We start from the raw sequence: 21451 nt of genomic DNA on the forward strand, positions 1-21451 counted from the left end.
CGTACCGATGAATCGGATTTATCGCAAGGTCTGGAACAAAGCATTGGGTCAGTTGGTGGTGGCCTCGGAACTGGCCTCTTCCAGCTCATCAGGCGGGGTCGTTGACCAGCGCCGCGGTGCGACCGATGCCGCGCCGGCACGACTGGCTGCAGCGCTGGCCTTGGCAATGGGACTGGGCATGACCGGCATCGCTGCGGCGCAGTCGGTTGAGATTGGGGGCAGCGCGAACTGCGTGGTGCTCAACAGCAAGGTACTGGACAAGTGCGCGGTCGATGGCAGTGCCAGCGCCAAGGGCAGCAACGCGGTGGCGATTGGGGCGGGTACCAGCGCCACCGGCGCCAACAGCGTGGCGCTGGGCGCCGGTTCCAAGGCAGCGCGCGCCAACACCGTCTCCGTCGGTGATGCCGGCAAGGAACGGCAGGTGACCAACGTCGCCGCCGGTACCGCCGCCACCGATGCGGTGAACAAGGCACAGCTGGATGCACAGGCGCGCGCCACCCAGGCCGCGCTTGCCCAGGCGGCGGCCGAGGGCAGCCGCTATTTCAAGGCCGATGGCGCTGGCGATGACAGCGACGCGGCAAAGATCGAAGGCCAGGGCGCCATCGCGGTCGGCAGTGGCAGCCAGTCGCTGGCCAACGCCACCACCGCGGTCGGCACCCAGGCCATTGCCGCAGGACTTGGTGCCAGTGCTTTCGGCCAGAACGCGCTCGCCTTGGGTGATGCCAGCGTAGTGGTCGGGCAGAGTGCGGCCGCCTTCGGTCTTGGCGATACGGCGGTAGGCGCAAGTGCCGTGGCCGCCAGCGAGAACGGTGCAGCTACCGCGTTGGGTGCACTGTCCGAAGCCAGCGCCGATGGCGCTACCGCGGTCGGCGCGGGTGCCGTGGCGATGGGCCCCGGCAGCACATCGCTGGGCCGCGGTGCGACCGCCGCCAACGAAGCCTCCATTGCCGTCGGTGCGTTCAGCACGGCGGTGGGCGAATACAGCACCGCGCTGGGTTCCAATTCGGCGGCCGTGGCTACCGGCAGCGTGGCGCTGGGCGCCGGCTCGCTGGCCGACCGCGTCGATACCGTGTCGGTGGGTGCGGTCGACTACGGCCTGACCCGGCAGATCACCAGCGTTGCCGCCGGTACCGAAGATACCGATGCGGTCAACGTCGCTCAATTGAAGGACGTGGCAGCGGTAGCCGATACCACCGCCAAGCGATTCCAGGCCACCGGCAGCAGCGACAGCGATGCCGGTGCGTTGGCCGAGGGAGATGACGCGCTCGCCGCTGGCGAAGCCGCCAATGCGATCGGCAACGGTACGACCGCCGTCGGTGCAGGTGCGACCGCCGTCGCGCAGAACGCCACCGCGGTCGGCAACAACGCGCTTGCATCTGGCCAGAACAGCGCGGCCTTCGGCAACAACGCGCAGGCAGTCGGCCCGGGCAGCGTCGCCGTCGGCGGTGCTGCGGTGGATGCCGATGGCAATCCGCTGATCACCAGTGGTGGCGTGCCGGTAGAGACCGGCGCCACCAGTGCCGGGGTCGGTGGTACCGCCGTCGGCGCCAGCGCCGATGCCGGTGGTTTCGCAGCGTCGGCGTACGGCGTAGGAGCCTATGCGGCAGGTGCGCAGTCGTCGGCATTCGGTGCTGTCTCCAACGCCATCGGCGACTATTCCACCGCCGTCGGTACGCAGAGCAACGCTACCGGCACCAGCAGCGTGGCCATCGGTGGCCCGGCCGACCTGATCCCGGGCCTGGGCTTCTTCGTGCAGACCCAGGCCAGTGGCGAAGCGGCCACCGCCGTCGGTGCCGGTGCCATCGCCAGCGGCGACCAGGCCGTGGCCAATGGCAGCCTGACCGAGGCCTCCGGTGCCGAGTCGGTCGCAGTGGGCTACTTCGCCTATGCACCGGGCGAGAACGCCAGTGCGCTGGGCGCACAGACCTGGGCCAGTGGCACGCAGAGCACCGCCGTCGGCTACTACGCCACTGCGCGTGGTGCCAACAGCGTTGCACTGGGCGCCAATTCCGAAGCGGTGCGCGCCAACAGCGTGGCCGTGGGCAGTGCCGGCAACGAGCGGCAGATCACCAGCGTGGCGGCCGGCAGCGAAGCCACCGACGCAGTGAACAAGGCACAGCTGGACGCCGTGGCCAGCACCGCCGACACCACCGCGCGCTTCTTCCAGGCGCAGCCGGAAAGCGGCAGCGATGCAGGTGCCTACGCAGAAGGCGAGGGTGCGGTGGCGGCGGGTTCGGCCAGCAACGCCATCGGTGCCGGTGCGTTGGCACAGGGTGCAGGCGCGGCGGCCATCGGCGCCGACAGCGTGGCACTGGGTCGCAATACCTTCGCCGACGGTGACGGTGCGGTAGCCGTGGGTGGCCTCGGCCAGGCCTACGACGAATACAACCAGCCGCTGCTGGATGAGCAGGGCAACCCGGTGCAGATCGGCACCACCGCCTCGGCCGGTTCCACCGCCGTCGGCAATGCCGCGCAGGCGACCGGTGCCAGCAGCAGCGCCTTCGGCAATGCGGCACAGGCCACCGGCGACAACAGCTTCGCGGCAGGCGGCAAGTCGCGCGCCACCGGCAGCTATGCCGTCGCCGTCGGCGACAGCGCCTTCGCCAAGGCCGATGACAGCACCGCCGTGGGTGGCTACAGCACTGCCAGCGAGGAAGGCGCCACCGCCTTCGGTGCCGGCGCGTGGGCCACCGGCCGCAATGCCTCGGCGTTTGGTCCGGCGGCATGGGCCAGCGCCAATGGTGCCACCTCCATCGGCTACAACAGCTGGGCCAACGGCACCAGTTCCACCGCCGTCGGCCGCGGCGCCTTCAGCTACGGCGACAACAGTGTTGCGCTGGGCTTCCAGGCGCTGGGCAACAGCATCAACAGCATCGCCATCGGCACCAACACGGTGGCCGGCGGTGAAAGTGCGATCGCCCTGGGCGCGGGCAGCACGGCCAGTGGCAACAACGCGGTTGCACTGGGTGCAGGTTCGGTGGCCAGCCGCGACCGCAGCGTGTCGGTGGGCAGCGTCGGCAACGAGCGGCAGATCACCAGTGTGGCGGCCGGCACCCAGGCCACCGATGCGGTGAACAAGTCGCAGCTCGACGCGGTTGCAGCCAGTGCCGCGACCACCAGCAAGTACTTCCAGGCCAGCGGCAGTGCCGACAGCGACGCCGGTGCCTACGTGGAAGGTGACAACGCGCTGGCCGCGGGTGAATCGGCCAACGCCATCGGCAACGGCGCAACCGCCCTCGGCAGTGGCGCCAATGCACTGGCCGGCAACGCACAGGCCATCGGCTTCAATGCCCTGGCCAGCGCGGCCAATGCCAGCGCCATCGGTGCCAACGCACAGGCGACCGGCGAATACGCCACTGCTCATGGTGCCGAGAGCGAAGCCAGCGGCGAACAGAGTGCGGCGTTCGGCGCGGCCGCAGTGGCCAGCGGCGCTGGCAGCACCGCCAGCGGCGTGCTGTCCGAAGCCAGCGGCGAAGAAGCCGTGGCGGTAGGCTACTTCAGCAACGCCAGCGGTGAGGCCGCCACTGCGGTCGGCAGTGAAAGCGTGGCCAGTGGCACCGCTTCGGCAGCATTCGGCATCGGCGCCGAAGCGACCGGTGGCTACAGCACCGCCATCGGCGGTTACGCCAACGCCTCGGCATTCAACGCCACTGCCTTCGGCAACTTCGCCAACGCCTCCGGTTCCAACAGCGTCGCGCTGGGTGGCGATTCGGAAGCATCCGGTGCCTACAGCACCGCCACCGGCCAGGGCAGCCTGGCTACCGGCACCAATGCCGTGGCCGTCGGTGGCTCGTTGTTCGGCCTGCTGGCGACCGAAGCATCCGGCGACTATTCCACTGCGGTCGGTGGCGGCGCCTATGCGCCGGGCATCAACAGCACCGCGCTGGGCAACGCGGCCGAATCGCGCGGTGCCAACAGCGTGGCGCTGGGTGCCGATTCGATTGCCGACCGTGACAACACCGTGTCGGTCGGTGGCGGCGGCAACACCCGCCAGATCACCAACGTGGCTGCCGGTACCCAGGGTACCGATGCGGTGAACAAGGATCAGCTGGACGCGGTGGCCGCCGAAGGCGCAAAGACCAGCAAGTACTTCCAGGCCAGCGGCAGCGCCGACAGCGATGCCGGTGCCTACGTGGAAGGTGACAGCGCGCTGGCCGCTGGTGAGGCCGCCAATGCGATCGGCACCGGCGCCACCGCACTCGGCAGTGGTGCAACGGCGGTAGCGGTAAACGCTACGGCGGTGGGCTTCAACAGCCTGGCCAGCGGCGGCAATGCGGCTGCGGTGGGCAACAACGCACAGGCGACGGGCGAAGACAGTGCGGCGCTCGGCAGCGGCGCGGTGGCCAGCGAAACCAGCACCACCGCAACCGGTGCAGGCGCGCAGGCGACGGCGGTGTATAGCACGGCCAACGGTGCCGAGGCGGTCGCCAGCGGTGCGCAGTCGCTGGCCAGTGGCTTCCGTTCGGCAGCCTCTGCAGACGGCACCACCGCAGTCGGCGGCTACAGCGAAGCCAGCGGTCGCCTCGGCTCGGCGCTGGGCTATGGCACCGTGGCCAGTGGTGCCAACAGCACCGCTGCCGGCGTGTTCGCTGCGGCGTCGGGCGCCAGCTCGGTGGCGATGGGTGATTCCAGCGAAGCCAGCGGCGATGAGAGCGTGGCCATTGGTGGCAGCACCTTCTTCGGCCTGGTGCCATCACGTGCCAGTGGCTACGGCGCAGCGGCGTTCGGTGCCGGTGCCTGGGCCACCGACGACTACGCCACTGCAATCGGCTGGAATTCGTGGGCCGATGGCGCCGAGTCGACGGCACTGGGCGCCAGCGCTACCGCCAACGGTGCCAACAGCGTCGCCCTGGGCGCAGGCTCCAAGGCCGACCGTGACAACACGGTGGCCGTCGGCAGTGCCGGCAGCGAACGCCAGGTGACCCACGTGGCGGCTGGCACCGAAGGCACCGATGCGGTCAACAAGAACCAGCTCGATGCTGTCGCTGCAACGGCGGACAAGACCAGCAAGTACTTCCAGGCCAGCGGCAGCGCCGACAGCGATGCCGGTGCCTATGTGGAAGGCGACAACGCACTGGCTGCCGGTGAAGCGGCCAATGCGATCGGCAATGGCGCCACCGCGCTCGGCAGTGGTGCCACGGCCGTGGCCGCCAACGCGACCGCCGTGGGCATCAACTCGCTGGCCACGGGCAGCAATGCGGCTGCGGTGGGCAGCAACGCGCAGGCCACCGGTGAAGACAGTGCCGCACTCGGCAACGGCGCGGTAGCCAGTGGCATCAGCGCCACCGCTACCGGCACCGCGGCACAGGCCAGCGGCGTCTACAGCACCGCCAACGGTGCGGAAGCCGTCGCCAGCGGTGCGCAGTCGCTGGCCAGCGGTTTCCGCAGTGCCGCTTCGGCCGATGGCACCACCGCCATCGGTGGCTACAGCGAAGCCAGCGGCCGCCTCGGCACCGCGCTGGGCTACGGCTCGGCAGCGACCGGTGCCAACACCACGGCTGTCGGCTTCGGAGCGGCGGCAGCAGGCAGCGGCGCCGTAGCCGTCGGCCAGTCCAGCGAAGCCAGTGGCGCAGAGAGTGTCGCCATCGGCGGCAGCACCTTCTTCGGCCTGATCCCGTCGCGTGCCAGCGGTACCGGTGCGGCGGCCTTCGGTGCCGGTGCCTGGGCGACCGATGACTACGCCACCGCGATCGGCTGGAATGCATGGGCCGATGCGGCTGACAGCACCGCCCTGGGTGCCAGCGCGACCGCCAACGGTGTCAACAGTGTCGCCCTCGGCGCGGGTTCGAAGGCCGACCGTGACAACACGGTGGCCGTCGGCAGCGCGGGCGGTGAACGCCAGGTCACCCATGTTGCCGCCGGCACCGAGACCACCGATGCAGTGAACAAGGGCCAGCTGGATGCCGTGGCCAGTGTCGCCGACAAGACCAGCAAGCACTTCCAGGCCAGCGGCAGTGCCGACAGCGACGCCGGTGCCTACGTCGAAGGTGACAATGCGCTGGCGGCCGGTGAAGCGGCCAATGCGATCGGCAATGGCGCCAGTGCGCTCGGCAGTGGTGCCACCGCGGTCGCGGCCAACGCCACCGCCGTCGGCTTCAATGCGCTGGCCAGTGGTGAAGACGGTGTGGCGATCGGCAGCAGCGCCAGCAGCACGGCCGGTGGCGCGATTTCCATCGGCGTGGAAAGCAGCAGCGCAGGCCCGGCCAGTGTGGCCCTCGGTGCGCAGTCCCAGGCGCAGGGCATCGGTGCGGTCGCCGTCGGCGGCATCGCCCAGGCCAACGGGCTGGCCGCAACCGCCGTCGGTTATGGCGCAACCGCTGATGGTCGCGAAGCCACCGCCGTCGGCAACTTCTCGTCGGCCAACGGCTGGCAGTCCACCGCCTACGGCGCCGGTGCCACGTCCGCCTTCTTCGGCACCGCGCTGGGCAGTGGCGCGCAGGCCGCCGAAGTGTCCACAGCCGTGGGCCAGGGCACCGTCGCGCAGATCGCCGGTGCTGGTTTCGGCGTGCAGGCGCGCGCCGGCCAGTTCGGTACCGCACTGGGCAACAATGCCACCACCGGGCTCAATGGCGTGGCGGTCGGCTTCAACGCGCTGGCCGGACAGGACGCCAACAGCGTCGGCACGGGCCAGTACACCACCGCGATCGGCAGCGAGGCATGGGCCACCGAGGACGGTGCCACCGTGGTCGGCTACAACAGCTATGCGCAGGCCACCAATGCCACCGTGCTGGGCAGCAATACCTGGACCACCAAAGACGCCGACAACAGCGTGGCGCTCGGTGCAGGCTCGCTGGCCGACCGTGCCAACGCGGTATCGGTGGGTGCGGCGCAGGAGTGGGTCGATGCTGCCGGAGTCAGCCACAGCGCGATCAACCGCCAGGTGACCAACGTGGCCGCCGGTACCCAGGCCAACGATGCGGTGAACAAGGGCCAGCTGGATGCGGTGGCCTCCACCGCCGACGCCACCAGCAGGCACTTCCGTGCCAACGGCAGCGGCACCGCCACTGCCAGCGGTACCAACGCAGTGGCGGTGGGCTCCAGTGCCACTGCCAGTGGCAACCGCAGCAATGCACTGGGCAGCAACGCCAGCGCCGTCGGCAACGCATCACTGGCCGTAGGCGCCAATGCCGCCGTCACCGGCAGCAACTCAGTGGCACTCGGTGCCGGCGCGCGTGCGGTGGATGCAAACGTGGTGTCGGTCGGCGGCGGCAACGGCACTGATGGTCCTGCTACGCGCCGCATCGTCAACGTTGCCGATGGCCGCATCGCCGCCGGCAGCAGTGACGCCGTGACCGGTTCACAGCTCAACGTCACCAACCAGCGCGTGGGTGCGGTGGAAACCCGGGTCGGTGATTTCGACTCGCGCATCGCCACCGTTGAAACCAGCGCGGCCAGCTCGGTCGGCTACGACGATGCCAGCCGTGACCGCCTGACCCTGGCCGGTATCCAGGGCACCACCATCGACAACGTCGGCGCCGGCAGCATCGCCTCTGGCAGCCGCCAGGCGATCAACGGTGGGCAGCTGTTCCAGTCGCTCAGCGATGCCGCCAGCTTCCTCGGCGGCGGTGCCAGCGTCGGCATGCAGGGCGTGTTCGTCGCGCCGAACTATGTGATCCAGGGGGCCACCTACAGCAACGTCGGCGACGCGCTGGGCGCATTGGACCGCAAGGTCAGCGAGATCGATCGTCGCACCGCCAGCGGCACGCGTTCCGGCGCGGCCAGCCTGCGTTCGATGGCCGCTCCGCTGGACGCAGATGCGTCCAACGTGGCCACGGCGTCGGCTGCCACCGACGCGAGCCTGGCGGATGGCGGATCGGCAACGGCCCGTGTGCAGGGCACGCCGACCGCCGCCAGCGCAGGCAGTGCTCAGCCAGCACTGGTCGCAGGCGGTGGCGTCAACGCCGTCGCGATGGGCGATGGCGCAGTCGCCAGCGGTGCATCGTCCACCGCTGTCGGCCAGGGCGCGAGTGCAACGGCGGCCAATGCGGTGGCGCTGGGCCAGGGCTCGGTTGCCGATCGCGCCAACACCGTCTCGGTCGGCAGTGAGGGCAACGAACGCCAGGTCACCAACGTGGCGGCCGGCACCACCGCAACCGATGCGGTCAACAAGGGCCAGCTGGATCGTGGCATCACCACCGCCAACAGCTACACCGACAGCCGCGTGCAGGCAGTCACCGACAGCTTCGATGTGTTCAAGGGTGAAGTCGATGGGCGCCTGCGCCACATGGATCGCCGCATCGACCGCCAGGGCGCGATGAGCGCAGCGATGCTCAACATGGCCACCAGTGCCGCCGGCATCCGCACCCAGAACCGGGTCGGCGTCGGCATCGGTTTCCAGGGCGGCGAGTCGGCCATGTCGCTGGGCTACCAGCGTGCGATCAGCGATCGCGCCACGGTCACCGTCGGTGGTGCCTTCAGCAGTGATGACAGCTCGGTCGGCGTCGGTGCCGGCTTCGGCTGGTAAGTGCGCAACAACGTGCCGGTGGGCAATCCATCGGCACGTCGAGCAGTGAGCGCCAAAGGGGCGTGGCATGGCAACCCTGGTGGGCCAGCCAGGGCAGTCGCAGGGAGTGATGGCCGTAGTGAGCTCCGTCCGTGCAACGGGCGGAGAAGGAAAGCTCAACCATGACCTTGAAGAGGATTTCGAACGTGACCAAGAAGCAGACCCTTCGCATCAATGTGCTGGCTGCCGCCGTGTTGTCGCTGACTGTCGGCGTCGGTGCGGCGCATGCGGCCAAGCCGGGCGTGGCCAAGGAACCGGCGCGCGTGGCCAGCACTGCCCAGCAGAGCGTGGACGGCATCATCGTGAAGTACCGCAACGGCACCGCGGCCGCCAGCGATCGTTCGACCAAGCTCTCGGTCGTGCAGTCGGCACTGTCGCGTGCCATCGTCAGCAGCGGCACCACCAGCCGTGCTGCGGCACTTTCCCCGCTGGTGGAGCGCAAGCTCGGTACCGGTGGCGACCTGATCCGCCTGAAGTCCCGGCTGGGCTCGGCCGACATGCAGAAGGTGCTGGCTGAACTGAATGCCGATCCGTCGGTGCAGTACGCGGTGGCCAACGTGCGCCTGCAGCGCTCGGACCTGCGTGCCACCAATGCGCAGCCGGCACTGGTGCCCAACGATCCCAACTACGCGCAGTACCAGTGGAATTTCTTCAACGCCACCGGTGGTGTGAATGCACCGGCCGCGTGGGATCTCTCGCAGGGCGAGGGCATCGTGGTCGCCGTGCTCGATACCGGCATCCTGCCGGGCGTGCCGGATTTCGGCAGCAACCTGCTGGAAGGCTACGATTTCATCAGTGACAAGGAATCCTCGCGCCGCCCGAACGATGGCCGTGCACCGGGTGCCACCGACTACGGCGACTGGGTGGAAACGGCCAACGAGTGCTACACCGGTTCCGAACCGGAAGGCAGTTCCTGGCACGGCACGCACGTGGCCGGCACCATTGCCGAGGTGACCAACAACGGCAGTGCCCTGGCAGGCCTGGCCTACAAGGCCAAGGTGTTGCCGGTGCGCGTGCTGGGCAAGTGCGGCGGCACCCTGGCCGACATCAGCGACGCCATCACCTGGGCGTCGGGCGGCACCGTGCCGGGCATTCCGGCCAACACCAATCCGGCGGAAATCATCAACATGAGCCTGGGTGGTGGTGGCGCCTGCGATGCCGCCTACCAGGACGCGATCAACGGCGCCGTCTCGCGCGGCACCCTGGTGGTGGTCGCGGCCGGCAATGAAACCGACAACGCGTCCAAGTACCGTCCGGCCAGCTGCAACAACGTGGTGGCGGTGGGTGCGACCCGTGTCACCGGTGGCATCACCTATTACTCCAACTACGGCACCGCGGTAGACCTGTCGGCCCCCGGCGGTGGTGGCAGTGTCGACGGCAACCCGAACGGCTACATCTGGCAGGTCGGTTCCAGTTCGGAAACCACCCCGGACGCCGGTGAGTGGGTGCTGATGGGCAAGGGCGGCACCTCGATGTCCTCGCCGCACGTCGCTGCGGTGGCTGCCCTGGTGCAGAGCGCGCTGATCGCCAAGGGCAAGGAACCGCTGGCCCCGGCCGCGCTGGAAACCCTGCTCAAGCAGTCGGCGCGCAAGTTCCCGGTGACCATCCCGGCGGCCACCCCGATCGGCAGCGGCATCCTTGATGCCAAGGCCGCACTGGATTCCGCGCTGAAGGAGCCGTGCACCGAGAACTGCGAGCCGGAAGGCATTCCGCTGACCAACAAGGTGACCGTGGGCGGGCTGGCCGGTGCGGCCGCCAGCGAAACCGTCTATACCTTCGAAGCGGCCGCCGGCAAGACGCTGAGCGTGCTGACCTACGGCGGCAGCGGCAACGTGTCGGTGTACCTGGCGCAGGGCCGCGTGCCCACCGCGACCGACAACGATGCCAAGTCGACCCGCCCGGGCAATACCGAAACCGTGCGCGTGGCCAAGCCGGTGGCCGGTACCTACTACATCAAGGTGGTGGGTGAGGCCGCTTACAGCGGGGTGAGCATCCTGGCGACCCAGTAATAACCGACTGTCGTAAATGAATAAGCGGGGCCCGTCACCTGTGTGACGGGCCTCGTCTTTTTACGAAAGAAGAACCGGAGAGGGTGGAAACCACGGCTTAACTGCTAAAGTCGGGACGATCGACAGGAGAGTAATGTGAACGCGCTCGCTGCCACTGCCATCGACGACACTGAAGGCCGCATCCTCGATGCGCTGCTGGCACGTGGTCGGCTCAAGGAAGGAGATCTGGCGCGTGCGCGGCCGCTGCATGCCGAGTCCGGTGGCAGCCTGCTTGGGCTGCTGGTACGGCTTGGGCTGGTGTCCGAACGTGACCAGGCGCAGGCCAGCGCCGATGTGCTGGGCCTGCCGCTGCTGGAAGGACGGCAGCTGCCTGAATCGCCACCGCAGGCGCTGGCCGAAGGCCTGCCGCTGTCGCTGCGCTTCCTCAAGCAGTTCCACGTGTGCCCGCTGGCGCTGGATGAACACGGCGTGCAGCTGTGGTTGGCCGACGCCCACGATCCTTACCCGCAGCAGGCCGTGCAATTGGCACTGGGTGTACCGGTCACGCCGCTGCTGGGCATGCGCGCGGAGATCGATGATCTGGTCGAGCGCTGGTTCGGCCAGGGCCGCAGTGCGATGGGCGCGATCGTGGAAACCGCCGATGGCGAGGGCGGCGCAGTGGACGATATCGAGCACCTGCGCGATCTCGCTTCCGAAGCGCCGGTGATCCGCCTGGTCAACCTGGTGATCCAGCGCGCGGTCGAACTACGCGCGTCGGACATCCACGTAGAGCCGTTCGAAAACCGGCTGAAGGTGCGTTACCGCGTCGATGGCGTGCTGGTCGAAGGCGAGAGTCCGCCGGCCAACCTGACCGCCGCGGTGATCAGCCGCATCAAGATCATGGCCCGGCTCAACATCGCCGAGCGCCGCCTGCCGCAGGATGGCCGCATCATGCTGCGCGTGCAGGGCAAGGAACTGGACCTGCGTGTCAGCACGGTGCCCACCGCGCACGGCGAAAGCGTGGTGATGCGCCTGCTTGATCGCGAGACGGTGGTGTTCGACTTCCATCGGCTGGGCTTCACCGATGCCTTCCTGCCGCAGTTCCGCAAGGTGCTTGAACAGCCGCACGGCATCCTGCTGGTGACAGGCCCCACCGGGTCGGGCAAGACCACCACGCTGTACACCGCGCTGAGCCAGCTCAACACCGCCGACGTCAAGATCATCACCGTTGAAGATCCGGTCGAGTACCAGATCGAAGGCATCAACCAGATCCAGGCCAAGCCACAGATCGGGCTGGATTTCGCCAATGCGCTGCGCAGCATCGTGCGCCAGGATCCGGACATCATCATGATCGGTGAAATGCGCGACCTGGAAACCGCGCGCATCGCGATCCAGTCAGCGTTGACCGGCCACCTGGTGCTGTCCACGCTGCACACCAACAATGCCGCAGGCGGCATCACCCGCCTGCTCGACATGGGCGTGGAAGATTATCTGCTCACCTCCACCATCAACGGCATCCTGGCCCAGCGCCTGGTGCGCCGGCTGGAGCCGACCCACGCCGAACGCTACGAAGCCTCGCCGGAAGAGATCGAACGCTTCGACCTGCGCCGCCTGCAACCGGATGGAACGATCTACCTGTATCGCCCGAAGCCTTCGGCGCTGGCGCCGACCGGCTACCTGGGGCGCACCACCATCATGGAATTCCTGGTGATGAACGACGCGCTGCGCCGTGCGGTGATGCGTCGCGATGGCATGGGCGAGATCGAGCGCATCGCCCGCGAAGCCGGCATGCGCACCATGTACGAGGACGGCCTGAGCAAGGCCCTGAGCGGGCAGACGACCCTCGAGGAAGTCCTGCGCGTGACCGAGGAAGGCTGATGCGCGTGCAGGGACGACGCTGACATGCCGAACTACCGTTACAAGGCACTGAACCCACACGGTGAAGTGTTCGACGGACAGATGGAAGCGGCCAGCGAGGCCGACCTGGTCGCGCGCCTGCAGGACCAGGGCCATCTGCCGATGGAAACGCAGCTGGCCGACGGGGGGGCGGTTGGCGGCAGCAGCCTGCGCGGCCTGTTCCGCCAGCGTCCGCTGCAGGGCGCGGCATTGCTGCAGTTCACCCAGCAGCTGGCCACCCTGCTCGGTGCCGGGCAGCCGCTGGACCGCGCGCTGTCGATCCTGCTCAGCCTGCCCGAAGACGAGCGCTCGCGCCGCGCGATCACTGACATCCGCGACGTGGTGCGTGGTGGCGCGCCGCTGTCGACTGCGCTGGAACGCCAGCACGGCCTGTTCTCGCGTCTATACGTGAACATGGTGCGCGCCGGCGAAGCCGGTGGCAGCCTGCACGACACGCTGCAACGCCTGGCCGACTACCTCGAACGCAGCCGTGCGCTGCAGGGCAAGGTGATCAACGCGCTGGTCTACCCGGCGATCCTGCTGGTGGTGGTGGGTGGTGCGCTGCTGTTCCTGCTGGGCTACGTGGTGCCGCAGTTCGCACAGATGTACGAAAGCCTGGACGTGGCGCTGCCATGGTTCACCAACCTGGTGCTGCAGCTGGGCCTGTTCGTGCGCGACTGGTGGGTGCTGCTGCTGGTGGTGCCCGGCGTGCTGCTGCTGTTGTTCGAACGCAAGGTGCGGCAGCCCGCGTTCCGTCTGGCGCTGGATGGCTGGCTGCTGCAGCGCCGGGGCATCGGCCGCCTGCTGGGCGAGCTGGAAACCGCGCGGCTGGCGCGCACCCTGGGGACACTGCTGCGCAACGGCGTGCCGCTGCTGGGGGCGCTGGGCATCGCCCGCAACGTGCTCGGCAACCGCGCGCTGGCCGCAGACCTGGAGACCGCCGCCGACGAGGTCAAGAACGGCACCGGCCTGTCGCTGGCGTTGTCGCGCGGCAAGCGTTTTCCCCGGCTGGCGCTGCAGATGATCCAGGTCGGCGAGGAGTCCGGCGCGCTCGATACCATGCTGCTGAAAGCTGCTGATACCTTCGAACAGGACAGCGCCCGCCGCATCGACCGCCTGCTGGCGGCGATGGTGCCGGCGATCACCCTGGTGCTGGCCTCGGTGGTCGGCGCGGTGATCGTGGCCGTGCTGGTGCCGTTGTACGACCTTACCAACGCCATCGGCTGACGATGGCCTCCTTCGCAACCCCGACATCCCGTACCTGAAAGGACCGACCATGATTGCTTCCCGTCGACCGATCCGCCTTTCCTTCACCGCCGCACGCCACCAGTCGGGCATGAGCCTGCTGGAGATCATCATCGTCATCGTGCTGATCGGCGCGGTGCTGACCCTGGTCGCCAGCCGCGTGCTCGGCGGCGCCGATCGTGGCAAGGCCAACATCGCCAAGGCGCAGGTGCAGACCGTTGCCTCCAAGGTCGACAACTACCAGATCGACACCGGCAAGCTGCCCGCCTCGCTCAACGACCTGGTGACCGCGCCGGCCGGCGTCGGTGGCTGGCTGGGCCCGTATGCCAAGCCTGCCGACCTCAACGACCCGTGGGGCCACGCGCTGGAGTACCGCGCACCGGGCGAGGGCCAGGCGTATGAACTGATCAGCCTGGGCAAGGACGGCAAGGCCGGCGGCAGCAGCGTCGACGCTGACATCCGCTACCAGCCGTAAGCACGCATGCTGCTTTTCCTGCCGCGCCGGGTGTCACGCCCGCGCCTGCACGGCAGGCGCGCGGCGGGCCTGTCGCTGCTGGAAATGCTGCTGGTGATCGCGTTGATCGCGGCCATCGGCCTGATCACCGCCGCTGGCATGTCGCGCGGCTTTGCCGGCATGCAGCTGCGCAGTGCCGGCAAGGACATCGCCAACCAGCTGCGCATGGTGCGCGCGCAGGCCATTGCCCGCGGCGAACCGCAGCGCTTCGTGATCGAACCGGCGCAGCATCGTTGGCAGGGCGCCAGCCAGCGCCACGGTGAAGTGCCGGCCAAGCTGAAGGTGCAGTTCGAAGGTGCCGCGCAGTTGGCCACCGCGCCTGGCCAGGGCGTGATCGAATTCCATCCCGACGGCGGCTCCAGTGGCGGCCGCATCCGCCTGCAGCTGGAGAGCGCGGAGTGGCGCATCGATGTGGGCTGGTTGACCGGTGAAGTCCGTTCCGGACCGTGGCGGGCGCAATGAGGTCGCGCGCCCGTGGTTTCACCCTGCTGGAAGTGATCGTTGCCTTCGCCTTGCTCGGGCTGGCGCTGACGCTGTTGCTGGGCAGCCTGTCCGGCGGCGCGCGGCAGGTGCGCGACGCCGAGCTGCGCACGCGCGCGGTGCTGCACGCGCAGTCGTTGCTGGCCGCCGCCGGGGTGGAAGCACCGCTGCAGGCCGGCAGCCAGCAGGGCGAGTGGGAGCAGGGGCGTTATCAGTGGCAGCTGCAGGTGCAGCCCTGGGCCGAGCCGCGCAGTGGTGCGCTGCCCGCTGCGCAGTCGCCGGGCGCACCCTGGCTGGCGGAACTGCAGCTGCAGGTGCGTTGGGGCGACAGTGAACGCGAGCAGTTGCGCTGGCGCAGCCTGCGTCTGTTGCCGCCCGCGCTGGAGAATGCGCGATGAGGCGCCGCGCACGCGGCTTCACCCTGGTCGAAGTGATGCTGGCCACGGTGCTGCTGGCAGGCGGCCTGGCGCTGGCGTTCGCCAGCGTGCGCTCGGCGATGGCGATCAGCCAGCGCGGCGAGCAGATTGCCGCGCAGAGCGAACGCATGCGCGCAGTGCAGGCCCTGCTGCGGCGGCAGCTCGCCAGTGCCCTGCGCAGCCCGCTGGAAGTGCCCGATCCCACCCGCGAACCGGTGTTCTTCCAGGGTGACGATCAGGGCATGCAGTTCGCTGCCGACCTGCCGGGCTATCTCGGTCGTGGCGGCCCTTACCTGCATGCGCTGCAGGTGGATGGCGCAGCCGGGCACCGCCGCTTGCTGCTGGGGCTGGTGCTGCTGCAGGAAGGCGAGCGCATCGAAGAGAACCCGCCGCGCCCGCCCGAAGTGCTGGCGGAGGAGTTGAAGGACGTAAGGCTGCGCTACCGCGGTGTCGACGCCAGCAACGGGCAGCTGACCGAATGGTTGCCACGCTGGGAGGACACCCGGCGCCTTCCATTGCTGGTGGAAGTGCAGATCGTGCCGGCCAGGGGCACGCCGTGGCCGCCGCTGGTGGTGTCACTGCGGGCCGGTGGCAGCGGAGGTGCGCGATGAAGCGTCCACGTGGTGCCGCGCTGGTCCTGGTGCTGTGGTTGATCGCGCTGATGACCGCGCTGGTCGGCGCCTTTGCGCTCAGCGCACGGGTCGAACACCTGCAGCAGCGGGTGCTCGGTGACGACGCACGCGGCCAGGAGCGCGCCCGCGCCGGCCTGGAATACGCGTTGCTGCGGCTGCAGCCGGACCCGCAGCGTCCGCCGTGGCAGGCTGATGGCCGCGCCTATCGCTGGCAGTTCGACGACGCCCGCATCGAGATCCGGGTGCTGGACGAGAACGGCAAGATCAACCTCAACCTGGCCGATACGGCCCTGCTGTCCGCATTCATGCAGGCACTGGGCGAGCCGGCAGAAAGCGCCAGGCAGCTGGCCGGTGCGATCATCGACTGGCGCGACGAAGACAGCCTGCTGCAGCCCGGTGGTGGTGCCGAGGCGCCGGAGTACGCCGCCGCAGGCCTGCCCTATGGCCCGCGCAACAAGCGCTTTGAAACCCTGGGCGAACTGCAGCGGGTGCTGGGGATGCGCGGGTCGCTGTATACCGCGATGCTGCCGCACCTGACGCTCTACAGCAGGCAGGCGCGCCCGGATCCACGTTTCGCCAGTGGGCCGGTGTTGACGGCATTGGGCCTGGATGCGGAACAACTGCTGGCGCAACGCGCCCAGCAGGAGCGTGACGGAGATAACGCTGCGGGTGCATCGGCGCTTGCCAGCGGCAGTGGCACCTATAGTATCGAGTCCCGCGCCACTGACGGCAGCGGACGCCTGTCGGTGCTGCAGGCGGTGGTGCGCAACGGATCGGGCGGGGTGCCCGGCCGGACCTACACAGTGCTTCGCTGGGAGCAGGGAATGGCAGCAAGATGACGGCGTGGCAGGACAGTCTGCGGCAGGTGCAGGGCCAGATCGGCCCCGGTGCCGGCCGTTTCCTGCGCTGGTGGCGGCAGTCGTTGCTGGCCTGGGTGCCGATGCGTTGGCAATGGGCGCTGGGCTGGTCGCAGACCCGCCTGCTGCTGCAGTGCGAGGACGGGCAACTACAGGTCTGGCGTGAAACCGGCGACGGTCTCGAGCCCGTGGCCCGTCTGCCGTGGCCGCTGCAACCGGCGGACCTGGACCGCGTGCTGGAGCCGCGCCTGCGCAGCCTGCCACGGGTGTGGCTGCTGCCGGCCGGGCAGGTCCTGCGGCGGAATCTGCGTCTTCCTGCCGCAGCCGCTGACCGCCTGCGTTCGGTGGTCGGCTACGAGATCGACCGGCAGACACCGTTCGAAGCCAGCCAGGTCAGCTATGACATCCGTGAGCTGGGCAGTGCCGGCGAAGGCCTGCTGCAGGTGGAGCTGGTGGCCTGGCCGCTGCGCCAGCTGGATGACTGGCGCGCGCAGATCGGAGCGTGGGCCGACGTGCTGGCCGGTGTTGATGTGATCGATGCCCAGGGCCGCGCGCTGCAGGTCAACCTGCTGCCGCCCGCGCAGCGTCAGCAGCGACCGGACCCGATGCGGCGCTGGAACCTGCTGCTTGCCATGGCTGCGCTGGTGATGCTGGTGCTGGCGGCGATGCAGTTGCTGGACAACCGTCGTGACGCCGTCGATGCGCTGCGCGCAGACGTCGAGCGCAGCGCCCGCAGTGCGCGTGGCGTGGCCAGCGAACGCAGCCAGCTGCAGGCGCTGCTGGATGGAGCGGCGTTCCTGGAAACACAGCGCAACCAGCGCGCCAGTACCGTCGAAGTCTGGAACGAGCTGACCCGACGCCTGCCCGATGGCACCTACCTGGAAAAACTGGCGATCGAGAACAACAGCCTGCAGTTGATCGGCCTCAGCAGCGAAGCATCGCAGCTGGTCACGCTGCTGCAGGACGCGCCGCAGTGGCGCAAGGTCAACCTTACCGGCGTGCTGCAGGCTGACGGTGCCGCCAGTGGCCGCGACCGCTTCACCCTGACCGCCGAGCTGCAGCCATTGCCTTCGGCGGCAGCGGCGCCGGCACCCGCCCCGACTGCAACCACGGAGGCGGCCAATGCCGATGCCAAGCGCACGCCGTGACCGCTGGCTGGCACTGGCACTGCTGTTGGCAGTGCTGGGCCTGGCCTACCTGCTGCTGGTGCACCCGTGGTTCACCCAGCCGCTGCGCGCCATCGATGCCGATGCCGCCGCCCTGCGCGAGCGCCAGCAGCGCGTGCAGGCGCAGCTGCAGCAGCAGCCGCAGATCGAACAGCGGCTGCGCGCAACCCGCGACGCCCTGCAGCAGCGCCCGGGGTTCCTGCAGGAAGCCACCGCCGAGGCCGCCGCGGCCGCGCTCGGCGCACGCCTGCAGGATGCGGTGGCGATGGCCAGCCCGGGCAACCGCAGCTGCACCATCAGCAACCGCACGCCGTTGAGCGACAACCGTCGCGATGCTGCGTTCGTGCGCGTGGCCATGCAGGTGCGCCTGCGCTGTGGCGTGGCCGAACTCGCCACCGTGCTGCACAGCCTGGAGACTGGCAGCCCGCGCCTGTTCGTGGACAACCTCAACCTGATCGCACAGCGCTTCCAGCAATCGCCCAACGAATCCGGCCTCGGCCTGGATGTGTCCTTCGAGCTGGCCGGCTACCTGTTGCCGGCGGCTGCTGCCGATCCCTCGACAGCACCCGTGGCCACGCCGCCTGCAGCAGCGCCGGTGGCGTCGCCGCCGGCACCTGTGCCGTCACCGGCGGAGCAGCCTGCCACCGATGCGCAGGAGGTGGCCGATGAAGCTTGAGCAGATCAGCCTGCGCACCGGGCTGTCGCTGGCGCTGGCCGGATGGGCCGCAGCGATCTGGCTGGCCACCGGCTTCGGTCTTGGCAGCCAGCTGCCCACGGTCAGTGCGGAGGGCGACGCGCAGTCCGCGCTGCCGGCGCTGCCCGTGCTGGCGCCCGAACGCATGGCCGGTGCAGACAGCTACAGCGTGATCAGCGAACGGCCCCTGTTCGCCGAGGACCGCAAGCCACGCCCGTATCTGCTGGGGGGCAGTGAAGCCGCCGCCAGTCCGGCACTGCGCCTGACCGGCGTGCTGATGTCCCGCGACTTCAGCATGGCCACCTTCACCACCGAGCAGGGCCGGTCGCTGCGCCTGCGCCTCAACGGCGATGCAGTCGATGGCTGGCAGCTGGTGGCATTGGAACCGCGCCAGGCCACGGTGATCGGCTCCAGTGGCAGCCAGGTGCTGGAACTGGCCGTGTTCAATGGCCAGGGCGGTGAAGCGCCGACCGCGCTGCGCGGAGCCACTGGCACACCGCCTGTGCCTGGCGCGGTGGTTCCGCCGCCGCCACCGCAGCCAACGCCCAGCCAGACGCTGCCCACCCCCCGTGCCGCCGATGGCAACGTGGCTCCCGCCTCGCCTGCACCGGCCGCGGCCGCCGCACCCCCTGCAAACACCAACGGTCCCAGCGAAGCGCAGATGCAGGCCATCCGCGAACGCATCCAGGCCCGCCGCCGTCAGCTGCAGCAACAGCAGCAACAACCGTCGCCGCCCCCGGGCGATGGCACCAACCGATAGAGTGAATGCATGAATCTGCGTTTTCTTCCCTGGTCCTTCGCCCTGACGCTGCTGGTCGGCTGCAGCACCGTGTCGGCCCCGCATGTGCAACGCAACGGCAACCTGCAGCCCTCGGCCAGTGCCGGCCAGGCTGCCGTCGATGCGCAGACCGAAGCGGCCGATCAAGCCCAGGGGGCGCCGCAGGCGGTGATCCGCCGTGGCACCGGCACCATGATCAACCGCGAAGCCGCGCGCAAGCCGTCGCCCGCGCTGCATGCGGCCAGCTCCGGTGAGGCGACCTTCAACTTTGAAGGCGAGTCGGTGCACGCGGTGGTCAAGGCCATCCTCGGGGACATGCTCGGCCAGAACTACGTGATCGCCCCGGGGGTGCAGGGCACGGTGACGCTGGCCACGCCCAAGCCGGTATCGCCGGCACAGGCACTGAACCTGCTGGAGATGGTGCTGGGCTGGAACAACGCCCGCATGGTCTACAGCGGTGGCCGCTACAACATCGTCGCCGCCGACCAGGCACTGGCCGGCACCGTGGCGCCGAGCACCGCGCCGGCCTCCAGCGCACGCGGTTTTGAAGTGCGCGTGGTGCCGCTGCAGTTCATTTCCGCCACCGAGATGAAGAAGGTGCTGGAGCCCTATGCGCGGCCCAATGCCATCGTCAACGTCGACAGCGGCCGCAACGTGATCACCCTCGGCGGTACGCGTGCGGAACTGGAGAACTACCTGCATACCGTCGAGATCTTCGACGTCGACTGGCTTTCGGGCATGTCGGTGGGTGTATTCCCGATCCAGTCCGGCAAGGCCGAGCAGGTCGCGGCGGATCTGGAGAAGGTATTCGGCGAAGAGAGCAAGACGCCCAGCGCCGGCATGTTCCGTTTCCTGCCGCTGGAAAACGCCAATGCAGTGCTGGTGATCACCCCGCAGGTGCGCTACCTGGACCAGATCCAGCAGTGGCTGGACCGCATCGATACCGCCGGCGGCAGCGCGCGCCTGTTCTCGCATGAACTGCGTTACATCAAGGCACGCGACCTGGCCGAACGCCTCAGCGAAGCCTTTGCCAGCAGCGGCAACCGCGGCGGCTCCGGCTCGGCATCGCTGGCGCCGGGTGCCATTCCGTCGCAGCTGGGCAGCGAGGGCGACCGCGGTATGGACGCGGGCAACAGCAGCAGTTTCAACAACCAGGTCGGTGGCGGCAGCAGCAGCGGAAGTGGCAGCAGCGCCGGCAGCCTGAACCTGCCGCAGCGCCAGTCGGGCAACGTCAGCATCAGCCTGGAAGTGGAAGGCGATCGTGTCGGCGTGTCGGCGGTGGAGGAAACCAACACGCTGCTGGTGCGTTCGACACCGCAGGCCTGGCGCTCGATCCGCGAGGTGATCGAAAAGCTGGACGTGATGCCGCTGCAGGTGCACATCGAAGCGCAGGTGGCCGAAGTCGGGCTGACCGGCGACCTGAAGTACGGCGTCAACTGGTTCTTCGACAATGCCGTGGCGGGGCGCGCGCTGACCGGCGCGCTGTCCGGGTTGACCCTGCCAGCAGCGGCCGGCGGCTCCTGGAACACCTTCGCCGGTGCGGTGACCGGTACCGATGGCGCCGGCTGGGCGTTCACCGGGCACAACGGTGCAGCCGTGGTCAGTGCGCTGGACAAGGTCACCGACGTGCGCCTGCTGCAGACGCCCTCGGTGTTCGTGCGCAACAACGCCGAAGCCACCCTCAACGTGGGCGACAAGGTGCCGATCAACACCACCACGGTCAACACCGGCATCGGCACCAGCAGCTACAGCTCGGTGCAGTACATCGACACCGGCGTGATCCTCAAGGTGCGCCCGCGCGTCACCCGTGACGGTACGGTGTTCCTGGATATCGTGCAGGAGATCAGCAGCGCATCGGACGTGCCGGAGAACTGCAATCCGCAGGAGCGCAACTGCAATCCGCGCATCTCCACCAAGAAGCTGGCCACCGAGGCGGCGGTGCAGAGCGGGGACACCATCATGCTGGCCGGCCTGATCACCGATTCGGCCACCGATGGCAGCAGCGGCATTCCCGGCCTGAGCCGGATTCCGGTACTGGGCGCGCTGTTCGGCCAGAAGAGCCGCACCAGCCGTCGTTCGGAAGTGATCGTGCTGCTGACCCCGACCATCGTCCGCAACGGCCAGGAAGCCCGCACCCTGACCGATGAGTACAGCCAGCGCTTCCGCGCGATGGAACCGCTGAACCAGCCGCGCAGGAAGTAAGCCGGCCGGGCTGCGCCCGGCACCCTCCGAAGCCGAAGCTGAAGCCGAAGCCGAAGCCGAAGCCGAAGCAACGGCAACAG

Annotated in this window: 13 protein-coding genes; all 13 read left to right on the top strand. The window is 68.9% G+C overall.

The genetic code is table 11. The features are described 5' to 3' along the window. Positions 1 to 7 precede the first annotated feature (7 nt). The 13 genes from CR918_RS01180 (at position 8) to gspD (ending at position 21371) form a co-directional block, all read left to right on the top strand. Entirely contained in the window at positions 8 to 8464 is an 8457-nt protein-coding gene (locus tag CR918_RS01180) for an ESPR-type extended signal peptide-containing protein (RefSeq protein ID WP_099841881.1), read from the top strand. A 161-nt stretch (positions 8465 to 8625) separates the two neighbouring features. Further along, positions 8626 to 10512, top strand: coding sequence for a S8 family peptidase (locus tag CR918_RS01185; RefSeq protein WP_207759514.1), 1887 nt, complete (start codon positions 8626 to 8628; stop codon positions 10510 to 10512). 135 nt (positions 10513 to 10647) lie between these two features. Continuing rightward, positions 10648 to 12369, top strand: coding sequence for a type II secretion system ATPase GspE (gspE, locus tag CR918_RS01190; protein ID WP_025876711.1), 1722 nt, complete (start codon positions 10648 to 10650; stop codon positions 12367 to 12369). Positions 12370 to 12393: 24 nt separating this feature from the next. Next, positions 12394 to 13614, top strand: coding sequence for a type II secretion system protein XpsF (gene xpsF / locus CR918_RS01195; RefSeq protein WP_099841882.1), 1221 nt, complete (start codon positions 12394 to 12396; stop codon positions 13612 to 13614). A gap of 49 nt (positions 13615 to 13663) precedes the next feature. Further along, positions 13664 to 14107, top strand: a complete 444-nt coding sequence (gene gspG, locus CR918_RS01200) for a type II secretion system major pseudopilin GspG (RefSeq protein WP_032951922.1) — start codon at positions 13664 to 13666, stop codon at positions 14105 to 14107. Positions 14108 to 14113: 6 nt separating this feature from the next. Then, on the top strand, positions 14114 to 14608 hold the full coding sequence (gene xpsH / locus CR918_RS01205) for a type II secretion system protein XpsH (protein WP_025876706.1): 495 nt from the start codon (positions 14114 to 14116) through the stop codon (positions 14606 to 14608). After that, on the top strand, positions 14605 to 15024 hold the full coding sequence (xpsI, locus tag CR918_RS01210) for a type II secretion system protein XpsI (protein ID WP_099841883.1): 420 nt from the start codon (positions 14605 to 14607) through the stop codon (positions 15022 to 15024). Before xpsH ends, xpsI begins: the two co-directional genes overlap by 4 nt. Continuing rightward, positions 15021 to 15653, top strand: coding sequence for a type II secretion system protein J (locus tag CR918_RS01215; RefSeq protein ID WP_099782780.1), 633 nt, complete (start codon positions 15021 to 15023; stop codon positions 15651 to 15653). Before xpsI ends, CR918_RS01215 begins: the two co-directional genes overlap by 4 nt. Continuing rightward, on the top strand, positions 15650 to 16513 hold the full coding sequence (locus CR918_RS01220; RefSeq protein WP_099841884.1) for a type II secretion system minor pseudopilin: 864 nt from the start codon (positions 15650 to 15652) through the stop codon (positions 16511 to 16513). The genes CR918_RS01215 and CR918_RS01220 overlap by 4 nt, the downstream gene beginning before the upstream one ends. Next, positions 16510 to 17679: a PilN domain-containing protein gene (locus CR918_RS01225; RefSeq protein WP_099841885.1), complete on the top strand. Its 1170-nt coding sequence runs from the start codon at positions 16510 to 16512 to the stop codon at positions 17677 to 17679. The genes CR918_RS01220 and CR918_RS01225 overlap by 4 nt, the downstream gene beginning before the upstream one ends. After that, the gene (gene gspM, locus CR918_RS01230) at positions 17654 to 18373 is read left to right on the top strand and encodes a type II secretion system protein GspM (protein ID WP_099841886.1); all 720 of its coding nucleotides are present in this window, start codon (positions 17654 to 17656) and stop codon (positions 18371 to 18373) included. Before CR918_RS01225 ends, gspM begins: the two co-directional genes overlap by 26 nt. Next, positions 18363 to 19151, top strand: coding sequence for a general secretion pathway protein GspN (locus CR918_RS01235; RefSeq protein WP_099841887.1), 789 nt, complete (start codon positions 18363 to 18365; stop codon positions 19149 to 19151). The genes gspM and CR918_RS01235 overlap by 11 nt, the downstream gene beginning before the upstream one ends. Positions 19152 to 19160: 9 nt before the next feature. Beyond that, positions 19161 to 21371: a type II secretion system secretin GspD gene (gene gspD / locus CR918_RS01240; protein WP_099841888.1), complete on the top strand. Its 2211-nt coding sequence runs from the start codon at positions 19161 to 19163 to the stop codon at positions 21369 to 21371. The last annotated feature ends 80 nt before the right edge of the window (positions 21372 to 21451 follow it).

Source organism: Stenotrophomonas indicatrix (genome assembly GCF_002750975.1).
Classification (GTDB): Bacteria; Pseudomonadota; Gammaproteobacteria; order Xanthomonadales; family Xanthomonadaceae; genus Stenotrophomonas; species Stenotrophomonas indicatrix.

Coding starts and splice junctions, on each gene's coding strand:
- CR918_RS01180 (WP_099841881.1), top strand. CDS start 8: ATGAATCGGATTTATCGCAAGGTCTGGAACAAAGCATTGGGTCAGTTG.
- CR918_RS01185 (WP_207759514.1), top strand. CDS start 8,626: ATGACCTTGAAGAGGATTTCGAACGTGACCAAGAAGCAGACCCTTCGC.
- CR918_RS01235 (WP_099841887.1), top strand. CDS start 18,363: ATGAAGCTTGAGCAGATCAGCCTGCGCACCGGGCTGTCGCTGGCGCTG.
- gspM (WP_099841886.1), top strand. CDS start 17,654: ATGCCGATGCCAAGCGCACGCCGTGACCGCTGGCTGGCACTGGCACTG.
- xpsF (WP_099841882.1), top strand. CDS start 12,394: ATGCCGAACTACCGTTACAAGGCACTGAACCCACACGGTGAAGTGTTC.
- CR918_RS01215 (WP_099782780.1), top strand. CDS start 15,021: ATGAGGCGCCGCGCACGCGGCTTCACCCTGGTCGAAGTGATGCTGGCC.
- CR918_RS01225 (WP_099841885.1), top strand. CDS start 16,510: ATGACGGCGTGGCAGGACAGTCTGCGGCAGGTGCAGGGCCAGATCGGC.
- gspD (WP_099841888.1), top strand. CDS start 19,161: ATGAATCTGCGTTTTCTTCCCTGGTCCTTCGCCCTGACGCTGCTGGTC.
- CR918_RS01220 (WP_099841884.1), top strand. CDS start 15,650: ATGAAGCGTCCACGTGGTGCCGCGCTGGTCCTGGTGCTGTGGTTGATC.
- gspG (WP_032951922.1), top strand. CDS start 13,664: ATGATTGCTTCCCGTCGACCGATCCGCCTTTCCTTCACCGCCGCACGC.
- xpsH (WP_025876706.1), top strand. CDS start 14,114: ATGCTGCTTTTCCTGCCGCGCCGGGTGTCACGCCCGCGCCTGCACGGC.
- xpsI (WP_099841883.1), top strand. CDS start 14,605: ATGAGGTCGCGCGCCCGTGGTTTCACCCTGCTGGAAGTGATCGTTGCC.